This is a genomic window from Virgibacillus alimentarius, from assembly GCF_000709085.1.
Classification (GTDB): domain Bacteria; phylum Bacillota; class Bacilli; order Bacillales; family Amphibacillaceae; genus Virgibacillus_B; species Virgibacillus_B alimentarius.
The window spans coordinates 46,270-56,694 of the sequence record NZ_JFBD01000009.1; the positions used below are offsets into that span (position 1 = coordinate 46,270).

Here is a 10,425-nt window from a genome sequence, read left to right on the forward strand (position 1 = left end):
AAACTATCCCTTTTAATCAAAGCTACATATAGATAAAGGAGTAGCTAAAAAACTACCCCTTTGACCATGTTATCGGTTATCTATTTTTTCAGGATACATATCATGGTTCATCATCCGATGCTCTGCCATTTGTTCATACTTTGTACCTGGCTTGCCATAATTACAGTACGGATCAATTGAAATACCTCCGCGTGGAGTGAATTTCCCCCATACTTCGATATATCGCGGATCCATTAAGTTAATTAAATCATTCATAATCATATTGACACTCGCTTCATGAAAACCACCGTGATTTCGGAAGCTGAATAAATATAATTTTAAAGACTTGCTTTCTACCATTTTAATGTCCGGGATATAACTTATATATAATGTTGCAAAATCCGGTTGCCCTGTCATCGGACAAAGTGTTGTAAATTCCGGAAAATTCATTTTGACAAAATACTCTCTGTCCGGGTAATCGTTATCAAATGTTTCTAATAGCTCCGGATTATAATCAAATACGTAGGTTGTCCCTTTGCTCCCTAAATGGGTTAACCTTTCTAATCCATCATCTTTTTTATCTACCATCCTTCATACCTCCTGTTTTCCGCCATTAAAAAAAGCCAGGCCCTAAGGCACATGGCTTTACAAACAGCTGTCCTTAGTTTTTTTAAGAGGGTTAATGCTAAGAACCTCTCCGCTTTTTGCAGGATATACTCGATTTATTATAAGAATGATCGATTTAAATGTCAATCAGGGAAGCATATTAGTAGACCGATCCCGCGATCTCGGATCAATTCCCACCCATTACGGAAGCCATTACCGCTTTTTGTGCATGTAATCTATTCTCCGCCTGGTCAAACACAACGGAATTTGGACCATCAATGATATCTGTTGTCATCTCCTGTCCACGTACAGCCGGAAGACAATGTAGAAATAAATAATCATCTTTTGCATATTGAACAAGCTCTTGATTAACCTGGTATTTAGCAAAAGCTTGCATTCGATCATCCATCTCATCTTCACATCCCATACTCGTCCAAACATCTGTATAGATGATATCTGCATTTTCTACAGCTTTTTTAGGATCATTTGATTGCTCGATTACCGCCCCACTTTGCGCGGCCAATATTTTTGCTTTATCCATAATAGCATCTTTTACTTCGTATCCTTTAGGAACAGCAAGTGAACAATCAATTCCCATCATGGCACAGCCAATAATGAGTGAGTTTGCCATATTATGTCCATCTCCAACAAAAGCAAGCTTATTTCCTTCCAAATTCCCTTTTTTCTCATAAATTGTAAGAAGATCTGCAAGTACCTGGCACGGATGAAAATCATCTGTCAGTCCATTAATAATCGGAATTGATGCATTTTCTGCAAGCTCTTCAATTAGTGCATGTTCAAAAGTACGAATCATAATGCCATCAACATAACGGGACAATACCTTTGCTGTATCTGCGATGGTTTCCCCTTTGCCAAGGTGTATATCATTTTTGCTTAAAAATAAAGCATGACCGCCAAGCTGGAACATTCCTGTTTCAAATGACACTCGTGTTCTAGTTGAAGATTTTTCGAAAATCATACCCAATGTTTTTCCTTCAAGTAAATGATTTGCTCCTTTTGAACGCTGCTTCTCTTTTAATTCCAGTGCATAATCCAAAAGAAATAAAATCTCCTCTTTTGTAAAATCTTGTAATGTTAGAAAATGCTGTCCTTCTAAAGTAGTTTTTATATTTTTGCTTTTAGTGGGGACGAACATGTCGTCATCACTTCCTCTTTTTAGATTTCCCCTTCCTCAGGGGATTTGTTATTTACTTAAATGGATGTGATTGGTTTTTTAAGATTTTCAGCGATAAGATTTACAGCCTTATCTATTTCCTGCTGGCTTACTGTTAATGGGGGGAGTAGACGGATTACATATGGCCCAGCATTTAAAACAAGTAATCCTTTTTCAATAAGGCTGGGGATAAGAGCAGTAATATCTTCCTTACATTCAATACCAACCATGAGCCCTTTCCCACGTATATCGGATACAAAGCTGGATGTACCAATCCGTTTGTTTAATTGCTCTTTTAAATAAATACCTTTTTCTTTTACTTCATTTAAAAAGTCCATCTGAAACACGATCTGTAAAACTGCATCCGCGGCTGCCATCGCAACCGGATTACCGCCAAATGTGGACGCATGACTGCCTGGTCCAAAGAAACTCGAAAGATGCTCTTTAGCGATCATCGCTCCTGCCGGGAGTCCATTCGCCAGTCCTTTTGCTGAAGTAATAATGTCTGGCGAAATACCGTAATGCTGATACGCAAATGGCTTACCAGTTCTTCCAATACCTGTTTGCACTTCGTCAATAATAAGTAAAATATTATTTGCTAAACAAAGCTGTTCTATTTCTTTTATAAATTCTAATTTTCCATCAAGGACGCCGCCCTCTCCCTGAATTACTTCAAGCATGATTGCTGCTGTCTGGCCGTCTATGGTGTTTTGTACTGCTTCGATATCATTAAACGGTACATAAACAAACGACTCAAGCATCGGCCCAAATCCCGTATGAACTTTTTCCTGTCCGGTAGCGGCCATCGTAGCAAATGTTCTTCCATGAAATGATTGATGAAATGTAATCACTTTCGTCTTACCTGTTGCTTTTCTCGCTAATTTAATGGCTGCTTCATTCGCCTCTGCTCCACTGTTACAGAAAAAGACAGATGATCCAGAACTGCTTGTAGTGAGTAATTCAGCTACACTTTCTTGAATCGGCACGTGATAAAGATTCGAAACATGCCAATATTTAGTTAGCTGAGTTTCTACTGCTTTTTGTACATCGGGATGGCGATGTCCTAGGTTGCAAACCCCGATCCCCGATCCAAAATCTAGATATTCCTTTCCGCTCGTATCTTTTACAATCGTTCCTTTTGCTTCTGATACCGATAGTTCAAATCGTTTATATGTTGGAAATAACGCAGTCATTTTACCACCTCCATCGATTTTGTAATAACCGTTCCTTTCAATTTCATGTCTGCTTTGATAACGGAATGCTTCCCATCAACAATCATTACTTCACGCAATTGTTCATTTATACTTTTGAGTGCTGCTTTAACTTTAGGTATCATACCGCCATAAATTGTACCTGTTTCTATTAAGTGTTTAATTTCCTGCTCTGATATTTCTTCAAGTAATTTACCTTCCTTAAGTATTCCAGGTACATCGGTAACAAAAATTAACTGTTCTGCCGATAAAGCTTCAGCAACTGCACCTGCTACGGTATCAGCATTCACATTGTATCTTGTTCCATTCTCACCGAGGGCTATCGGAGCAATGACAGGCACAATACTAGCAGCTATTAAATGATGAAGTAACGGTACATTGACATCTGTTATTTCTCCTACCAATCCGTAGCGCTCTATATTTTTGGAAACTGCTGTCAGGGTCTTTGCATCCGAACCAGATAACCCAATTGCTTGTATCCCAGCTTGATTAAATTTACGTAGCAATTCATTATTCACTGATCCATTAAGTACCATCTCGGCAACATCCATAACTGGTTCTGTCGTTTTTCGGAGACCGTCGATAAATTCCGTTTCAATTTTTAACGTATCCAGCATTTCTTTTATTGCTGGACCCCCGCCATGAACGATAACCGGCTTGTAACCTGCTTGCTGTAAAGTTAAAATATTGGCAAAAAATTCAGTAGACAAAACATTGATAATACTTCCGCCACATTTAAGCACAATTATATCCTGCACCGCTTACACCCCCTCACGATCGATAACTAGCGTTAATACGTACATAATCATAAGTTAAGTCACAACCCCAAGCTTTCCCCGTTCCATTACCTACTTTTAAATCGATTACTATTGTCACAGTATCTTCTTTTAAATAGTTTGTTGCTTCATTTTCCGAAAAAGGCACTGGTTGACTATCTTTTAACAACTGGATCGATCCGATAAATGTATCAATTGTATCTGGATTGATAACCGCATCACTATAACCAATGGCAGCTATAATTCGTCCCCAGTTCGCGTCTGCACCACATACTGCTGTTTTCACCAATGATGAGCCAACAACAGACTTTGCAACCTTCCCTGCTTGCTCATTATCAGATGCTCCGTTAACTTCTACTTCTATTAACTTTGTAGCACCTTCCCCATCACGAGCAATCATTTTTGATAGGTCTTCACATGTCTTGTTTAATAGTTCCAGAAATACGTCCCAGTCTTCATGCTCTGGAGTGAGTGTTTCGTTTTTTGCCAATTCACTTGTCATAACGAGCACCATATCATTTGTCGATGTATCCCCATCAATCGTAATGCAATTAAACGTTTGGTTCGTAACCTTCTTTAAAGCCAAATCGAGCATAGGCGGCTCAATTACCGCATCTGTTGTAATAAAGGCAAGCATCGTTCCCATATTTGGCTCAATCATACCAGATCCTTTTGCAGAACCTGCCATTGTAACTGTTTTACCATTTATCTTTGCTTGATAGCATGTTGATTTAGTACATAGATCAGTAGTTAAAATAGATTCATTAAAATCCTCTGCACTTCTGTCTGTATCTTCAAGGTGAAGTTGTTTAATACCAGGGATTATCTTGTTCATTGGCATATCTAGCCCGATAATGCCTGTTGAAGCAACTGCCACGTAATGTTCTGGCAAATTTAATTTTTCTGCCGTAACCTGTCTCATCATACGTGCATCTTGCTCACCTTGTTTTCCTGTACATGCGTTTGCATTCCCGCTATTTGCAATTAGCGCTTGAATCTTACCAGCTTCCGACAGGCTTTCTTTCGTTATTTTTAAGGGAGCAGCTTGTATGACATTTAGTGTATAAACAGCAGCAGCATTCGCTGGATTCTCACAATAAATCAGCCCTAAATCATTTCGTTTACGTTTTACACCAGAATGCAGACCTGCTGCCTGAAAGCCCTTCGGTGTTATAATCGATCCATTTTCAATTTTTTTCATTTTTTCCTCAACAATCACCATCATTCATTCTCCCTTCTTTTTTAAGCCAGTATTTCTTTACATCTATGGTTATCTGTGGTCAAGGAAAGACAGGAACAAACTCAAGTCCCATTGTTTCTTCCATTCCAAGCATCTTATTCATATTTTGTACCGCTTGCCCTGAAGCACCTTTCATCAGATTATCAATAACGGAGACGATCATAATCCGATTTGTTCGCTCGTCATAGGCAATTGAAATATCACAAAAATTTGACCCGTATACTTCTTTTGTACTTGGGAATATTCCCTTTTCTCTAATTCTGACAAAATAATCGTCTTTATAACTTTCTTTATACAAATTATGCAGCTGATCTATATTCACTTCTTCGGTTGCATTTGCATACATTGTCGTCATAATGCCTCTTGTCATCGGAAGTAAATGCGTACTGAATGTTATCGCCCCAACAGCTGCGTCCCAACTGGTCAGCACTTGTTCTATTTCAGGAATGTGCTGATGTTTATTGACTTTATATATTTTCAAGTTATCGTTCATCTCTGAGAAATGCGTCATTGGAGAAGGATTTTTCCCAGCACCGGTTACTCCTGTTTTCGCATCAATAATAATCGTCTTTTCATCTATTAATCTATCTTTTATTAATGGCGCAAGTCCTAATAATGCCGCAGTTGGATAACAACCAGGATTTGCAACTAATTTAGCATCTTTTAAGTCTGTTTCAAGCCATTCTGTTAATCCATATACCGCTTCGTGAAGCCAATGTTCATCTCCAGCCTCTTTGTTATACCACTGTTCATAGTCTTTTGAATTTTTTAGGCGGTAATCTCCAGATAAATCAATTACTTTTAAACCCTCTTTCAGTAATTCTGGTACGAGCTTTGCAGAAATTCCGGAGGGTGTAGCTGTAAAAACCAGATCAGCTTCACTTGCTATTTTTTTTGTGTCAATAGCTTGGAGCGGCTGATCAATAATCGATTGAAGATGCGGATAGCCTTCTGTTAGCAAACTTCCGTCCTGGCTTGAAGAGTGGTTTGTATAAAGAGATACAGCTGGGTGTTGTTGTAAGATTCGAATTAATTCAACCCCACCGTAACCAGTCGAACCTATGATTGCTACTTTCATGAAATCCACTCCTAAAATTTTTGTTAGTATTTATTATAAACTGTATAAAAATAAATTCAAGGGCATAATTATAAATTTTTGAAATTATTTTTCACCTGTTAATAGGTGTAATAACAAATCAAACCTCTTATCGCTTACCACACCGAATGTATAGATAATGCATAAATATACCTTCGATTTGCATTGTACAAAATGATTTTTCATATAAAAAAAATACGAGGAAATCCTCGTACGAAGTGGGCAAAACATTTTATAGAAAAACTGCTCCATATACTAATGCACCAAGCACAACATAAACAGGACTAATATGTAATTTCTCAAGAAAAATCAAACCTAAAACACCAATAATAGCTGTATGCATTATCCCTGTACTTACATAAGAATCAAAAAAGAAATGATAAGTCATCACCCCTAACAATACTGCAATGGTTGGACGTACAAATTGAGTTAGCCTTTTCACTTTTTTTGATTCTTTAAATTTTAACAGTAAACCTAACAGGGCAATCATCATGATGAGCGATGGTGCTACAGATGCAAACAGCCCAATTGCAGCACCTAAAAGTCCACCTTGGTCATAACCGATATAACCAGCTAATTTCGTCGCAATCGGTCCTGGCAATCCATTTCCAAGCGCCACCATTTCACTGTACTCGCCCGTTGTGTACCAACTATAGCGGTCAACTACTTCATGTTCCAAGAGAGGTATAGTTGCTGGTCCTCCACCATACCCGAGTAAGTTTGCGATAAAATTCGCCAAAAATATCTTCCAGTAAATCATTTTCCCCTCACCTGCTCATCTTTTTTCCTCTTTGGATAACAATGCAGCTGCTACTAACGCTATGATCATTAGAGCTGGATGAATTCCAAAAAATTGCATCACGATCAAACTGATTCCCGCGATAACAATAGTTGCCAACCACCCCATCGATTGTTTCGATTTTTTAATGAAGTCCCAAGCTAAAACACCGATCATCACCCCTGCAATCGGTATAACTCCTTTGGACATCCCTTGCACCCATGGCTTATCTTTATAAGCGTTTAAAACGGTAAGTAATAAAATCATTAAAACAACCGTCGGAAGCACTGTAGCAGCTATCGCACATAATAAACCCTTAAAACCTGACAGTCGCCATCCAATATATCCTGACAGTTTCGTATTAATCGGTCCTGGGAGAGTATTTGCCAACGCCAAAATATCCGAAAATTCTTCGTCATCCATCCATTTATAGATCGTTACAACTTCTCTATGCATCAAAGGAATAGCTGACAGGCCTCCCCCATATCCAAGCATTCCTGCTCTGAAAAAGGCAATAAATATGTCCTTTTGTTTCATGAAAATCACGTTCCTTTTTAAAACATCTTGCATGTTCTATCTGATTTTCTAATCCTAACATGAATATTTTGACTTTTCCATTATCCGATTGTTCTAGTTTGTTATTACAATTTTATCTCAATTCTGATAAACAATGTGAATACTGAAATATATTTGCAATACAATTGTAAGTTTATTTTTTCCAATTCAGGCAATAAAATAGAATAACCATATGTTTTAAATATGAACAAATGGAGGCTTGAGGTTCATGAAAGGGATTATACTTGCTGGAGGTAGCGGAACCCGACTATCACCGAGCACGGATGGTATTAATAAACACCTGCTCGCAGTATATGATAAACCAATGATTTATTATCCAATATCCATTTTAATGTTAGGCGGAATTAAAGATATTATGATCATTAGTACAAAGGATGATCAAGAACGATTTAAAGCTTTACTGGGAGACGGATCTGCACTAGGTATTTCCTTAACCTATGAACATCAGATCGAGCCAAATGGTATTCCAGAAGCTTTAATAATAGGTGAAAAATTTATTGGAAAAGATGATGTAACTCTTATTCTGGGTGACAACATCTTTTATGGCCAAGGTTTTACAAACCTATTTCGCAGGGCAATTAAAAATCATGAACATGCAACAATTTTCGGGTATCGTGTTAAAGATCCAAAGAGATTTGGTGTTGTGGAGTTTGACCAAAATCAGAAAGTACTCTCTTTAGAGGAAAAACCGGAAGAACCGAAATCAGACTTTGCAGTTACCGGTTTATATATTTATGATCATCATGCAGCAAAAATAGCCAGAAAACTCACATTTTCTGCACGAGGGGAACTGGAAATTACTGATGTGAACAGGGAATACTTAAAAAAAGGACAGTTGGACGTACAACTACTTGGTCGAGGCTTTGCTTGGATGGACGCCGGTACACATGAATCGTTGTTTGAGGCCTCTGAATTTATCAAAAACATTCAAGACCGACAAGGTTTTAAACTAGCTTGTCTGGAAGAAATTGCTTTTTATTTAAGATATATCAGCAAAGAAGCATTGTACAAAAAGGGGAAGTCAATGGAAAAAAATGACTATGGCAAGTATCTTATGGAGATTGCTAATCGAAAACATAACCAGCAATACTGGGAGTCCATTGATCGTGACCCTGTGTTAGGATTGGTGGAAAATGAATAAACACAAACAAACAATCTTAATTACAGGAGGGGCTGGATTTATTGGCGCCAATTTCATCACATACTTCGTTAAAAAATACCCTAATTATCACCTGCTCAACTTAGATTTATTAACTTATGCCGGTTCACAGGATAATTTAGCTGAGGTAGAACATCTGCCAAACTATCAATTTTTCCACGGTGACATTGCAGATGAGCAGTTAGTCCATGATATTTTTTCTGATTATCCTATTACTGGAGTTATTCACTTTGCTGCCGAATCACATGTAGACAGATCCATTCAGAGTGCAAAATCCTTTGTAACAACGAATGTTCTAGGAACATTTACATTACTAAATGCCGCTAAAGATGCATGGCAAAACCAAGGGACACTCTTCGAAAATCGTTTCCATCAGATTTCAACAGATGAAGTATATGGAGCATTAGGTGAAAAAGGACAATTCACGGAAGAAACACCATATGATCCCCGCAACCCATACAGTGCATCAAAAGCTGGTGCAAATATGCTTGTTAAAAGCTTTGGATATACACATGGAATGAATATCATTATATCGAGCAGTTCGAATAATTATGGGCCAATGCAGCATCATGAGAAATTAATTCCTACGATTATATCGAATGCCTTAGCTTGTAGACCAATCCCTCTATACGGGGACGGACAAAATGTTAGAGATTGGCTGCATGTAAAAGATCACTGCAGGGCTTTAGATAACATCTATCATCATGGCAAGACACTGAACACCTACAATGTTGGTGGGGGCAACGAGAAAGCAAATATTGATGTAGCCGTTGCAATATGTGAAATTTTAGATCAGCTCAGACCAACTGTAAGAAAAAATGCTAATTTATCTAGTTTTAAAGAATTAATTACATTTACGGAAGATCGCCTCGGACATGATCGAAGATACGCCATTGATGACACAAAATTGCGACAAGAAATGGGCTGGAAACCTAAAATACATTTAGATACGGGATTGAAGGAAACCATAGAATGGTACGTGGAAAAATGGGATCGCATCACCCTTTGATTTCGGTGGTTGTCCCCGTTTATGGCTGTGAAACTTGCCTAAAGGAACTTTGCAGACGAATCAGAAAGACAATTGAAACAATTCCAGCTCAATTTGAGATTATTTTAGTTAACGACGCGAGCCCGGATAATGCCTGGGAAACGATTAAAAGGCTGAATGAATCTGATTATCGTATTAAAGGCATCAATCTTTCCCGGAATTTTGGCCAGCACCACGCCATAACAGCCGGGCTCGATCATACAAAAGGCGATTGGATTGTTGTTATGGATTGTGATCTCCAAGATCGGCCAGAAGAAATTAACAGATTATATGAAAAGACAACGGAAGGATATCAAGTTGTACTTGGTAACCGAGTCCAGCGTCAAGATAAATGGTCCAAAAGATTTTCCTCAAAAATGTTTTATAAGGTGTACGATTACTTAGCAGAGCGTTCATCTGACCATACCGTTGCCAATTTTAGCATCTGTTCCAAAAAAGTAATTGAGGCTTTTCAAACAATGCGAGAGCAAAACCGTTCTTTTCCGCTTTTTTTACAATGGATGGGCTTTAAAACAGCTTCCATTCCGATAGAACATGATAAACGAAAAGACGGCGAATCATCTTATAATATTAAAAAACTTGTTACACTTGCTACTGACGCTATTATCTCACAATCAAATAAACCATTACGGTTATCCATTCAATTTGGATTTTTAATCTCAATTGCATCTTTAATTTATGGAATATACTTATTTATGCGATATTTTTTTCTATCGGAAACAGTCCCAGGCTGGACAAGTGTCATGGTTTCCATTTATTTTATCGGTGGGCTGATCTTTTTT

The 10,425-nt window shown here is 37.9% G+C and carries 11 protein-coding genes and 1 riboswitch; of the genes, 3 read left to right on the top strand and 8 right to left on the bottom strand.

Annotated features, from left to right (window positions below):
- Positions 1 to 69 precede the first annotated feature (69 nt).
- From queF to GZ63_RS0101860, 8 genes are all read right to left on the bottom strand, one after another.
- Positions 70 to 567 (bottom strand): preQ(1) synthase, encoded by a 498-nt coding sequence (gene queF / locus GZ63_RS0101825; RefSeq protein WP_029266299.1) that lies wholly within the window; start codon positions 565 to 567, stop codon positions 70 to 72.
- A 67-nt stretch (positions 568 to 634) separates the two neighbouring features.
- A riboswitch (PreQ1 riboswitch) is annotated at positions 635 to 681 on the bottom strand.
- A 91-nt stretch (positions 682 to 772) separates the two neighbouring features.
- The gene (gene argF / locus GZ63_RS0101830) at positions 773 to 1,741 is read right to left on the bottom strand and encodes an ornithine carbamoyltransferase (RefSeq protein WP_029266301.1); all 969 of its coding nucleotides are present in this window, start codon (positions 1,739 to 1,741) and stop codon (positions 773 to 775) included.
- Between the two features lie 56 nt (positions 1,742 to 1,797).
- Positions 1,798 to 2,952, bottom strand: coding sequence for an acetylornithine transaminase (locus tag GZ63_RS0101835; protein ID WP_029266303.1), 1,155 nt, complete (start codon positions 2,950 to 2,952; stop codon positions 1,798 to 1,800).
- Positions 2,949 to 3,728, bottom strand: a complete 780-nt coding sequence (gene argB, locus GZ63_RS0101840; RefSeq protein ID WP_029266305.1) for an acetylglutamate kinase — start codon at positions 3,726 to 3,728, stop codon at positions 2,949 to 2,951. The genes GZ63_RS0101835 and argB overlap by 4 nt, the downstream gene beginning before the upstream one ends.
- A gap of 13 nt (positions 3,729 to 3,741) precedes the next feature.
- Entirely contained in the window at positions 3,742 to 4,968 is a 1,227-nt protein-coding gene (gene argJ, locus GZ63_RS0101845) for a bifunctional glutamate N-acetyltransferase/amino-acid acetyltransferase ArgJ (protein WP_029266307.1), read from the bottom strand.
- Positions 4,969 to 5,026: 58 nt separating this feature from the next.
- Entirely contained in the window at positions 5,027 to 6,064 is a 1,038-nt protein-coding gene (gene argC, locus GZ63_RS0101850) for an N-acetyl-gamma-glutamyl-phosphate reductase (protein WP_029266309.1), read from the bottom strand.
- A 250-nt stretch (positions 6,065 to 6,314) separates the two neighbouring features.
- The gene (locus tag GZ63_RS0101855) at positions 6,315 to 6,842 is read right to left on the bottom strand and encodes a chromate transporter (protein WP_029266311.1); all 528 of its coding nucleotides are present in this window, start codon (positions 6,840 to 6,842) and stop codon (positions 6,315 to 6,317) included.
- Between the two features lie 15 nt (positions 6,843 to 6,857).
- On the bottom strand, positions 6,858 to 7,397 hold the full coding sequence (locus GZ63_RS0101860) for a chromate transporter (protein ID WP_029266313.1): 540 nt from the start codon (positions 7,395 to 7,397) through the stop codon (positions 6,858 to 6,860).
- 247 nt (positions 7,398 to 7,644) lie between these two features.
- Between GZ63_RS0101860 and rfbA the strand changes: the two genes are divergently transcribed.
- The 3 genes from rfbA to GZ63_RS0101875 form a co-directional block, all read left to right on the top strand.
- Positions 7,645 to 8,577 carry a glucose-1-phosphate thymidylyltransferase RfbA gene (gene rfbA / locus GZ63_RS0101865; RefSeq protein ID WP_029266315.1) on the top strand — a complete coding sequence of 311 codons (933 nt, stop codon included), beginning with the start codon at positions 7,645 to 7,647 and terminating at the stop codon, positions 8,575 to 8,577.
- Positions 8,570 to 9,604: a dTDP-glucose 4,6-dehydratase gene (gene rfbB / locus GZ63_RS0101870; protein ID WP_029266316.1), complete on the top strand. Its 1,035-nt coding sequence runs from the start codon at positions 8,570 to 8,572 to the stop codon at positions 9,602 to 9,604. The genes rfbA and rfbB overlap by 8 nt, the downstream gene beginning before the upstream one ends.
- A partial coding sequence (locus GZ63_RS0101875; RefSeq protein ID WP_226374290.1) for a glycosyltransferase family 2 protein occupies positions 9,568 to 10,425 on the top strand: 858 nt, incomplete at its 3' end. The genes rfbB and GZ63_RS0101875, both read left to right, overlap by 37 nt.